At 33.5% G+C, this 1,757-nt stretch carries 1 pseudogene; it reads right to left on the bottom strand.

The features are described from left to right. Positions 1-1,757, bottom strand: a pseudogene (locus AJN70_RS09635) (hypothetical protein); the annotation flags it as partial.

The following is a 1,757-nucleotide window of genomic DNA, read 5'->3' as shown; positions in this document are numbered from 1 at the left end:
CTACAACCACAGTGTCTAATTTACCTGTATCTTTATCTGTAGAAACAACCCAATCTTCTATGACTATGCTACCAGATCCGCTATTAGTTAAATGATTGCCACTATTATCTTTATCTATGGTTCCTTGGTTATTAACAAAGATGGTTCCACCACCTTCATTTTTAATACCACTTGTAATAGTCGCATCAGAATCATTTTTTAAACTTAAATTATTATTACTTCTATTGAAGATATTACCATAAATAATTCCATTGTCAGTATTTAAAATACCACTTCCTTTTGCAGAAGCAATAAGACCTTCATTTTCAATAGTGATTCCGTATTCTTGTTTTTCTTGTCCTTCTTTTCCAATGGTTCCAGTATTTATAATACCCCCATTACCACCTTGGATAGTTCCAGATACATTGATGCTAGTATTTACTTGCTTACCGCCACCTATATAAATACCTGCATTACCACCTTCTAATCTACCCCCTGCTTTAACTTCAATGCCTTCACCCTCAATACCATTTTTACTTCCATCTATATGGATTGCATCATTGCCTGCTTTAATAACACCACCTTTTTCTATAGTGATTTTACCAATATTAACGGGCTTTTTATTTGTATCAAATGCATAAAAAGTTATACCATTGTTGCCTGCTTCTATAGTTCCTTTATTTGTAAGGGTTTCTATCTTGTTGCCATCACCTATGAAGATAGCATTGCCGTTTTGATTTTTGATTAGACCTGTGTTTTCAAAATTTTTAATAGTGGAGCTTGAAGTTCTCCAACTTTGAATGAATACTGCTCCTGATAATTGTTTGGCTCCAGATGTTCCTTCTATAGTACCAGTGTTTTTAAAATTATCTATAGTGGTACTTGATATATTTATACCTACTCTTCCTGAAAGAATACCTGAGTTATCAAAATTTGTTATAGTAGAACCAGAAAGATTTACCCCAGAGCTAGCAAACATAGCCCCATTAGGTCCTCCTGGATCTTTTCTTCCATCGCCTTTTAAGGTTCCGCTATTGATAAATGTTTGGATTGTAGAATCGCCAACATATATTGCTTGTGTATTCCAGTTATTTGGATCTTGACTACTACTTTGAATAGTGCCGCTATTTTTAAGAGTTTGTACATTAGTATGAGTAAACTGGACAGCTTCTTTATTTGTTGAACTTATAACTCCAGTATTGTTAAAATTATTAATCGTGGATTTATTATTAGCACCGCCTTCGAAAAAAACTCCTTTATCGCTTGAAGCTATAGTTCCACTGTTATCAAACTGATCCACAGTGAGAATTCCTGAGTTTTTATTTCCCCAAACTCCCATATAAATTTGACCATTAACTTGACCTATATTTTCAAAGGTATTGACAGTGATGGTTCCTGTGAGGTTATCTTGGCTATTTTGTATGGCTACTTTACCATTGATGGTTCCATTATTGGTAAGATTTGCAAGAGTAAGAGTATTGCCATTGTTAGTAGAAGCATAAATAATATTACCCGTATTACCTATACTACCTAAAGTTCCACCTGATCGAATTATTATGGTATGTGGACCTGAATCGGAAATGTTGATTGTGCTAGTTTCTGAACTACTTACAGTTGTATTGATTCTAGCTTGAGGACTATACATACTGGCTGATCTAGCTTTAGTATTTTTATTTGCTTCATCATAAGTTTTTATTTCAGAATTTAATGTAGCATTAGCACAACTCGCTAAGAAAGAAATAGTAGCTAAAGATAAAACTATCTTTTTAGAATTTAAA

The sequence above is a fragment of the Campylobacter sp. BCW_4341 genome, assembly GCF_001764255.1.
Lineage (GTDB): Bacteria > Campylobacterota > Campylobacteria > Campylobacterales > Campylobacteraceae > Campylobacter_D > Campylobacter_D jejuni.
The sequence above is the reverse complement of the archived record's forward strand: the minus strand, read 5'-3'. Positions and strand labels throughout refer to the sequence as shown.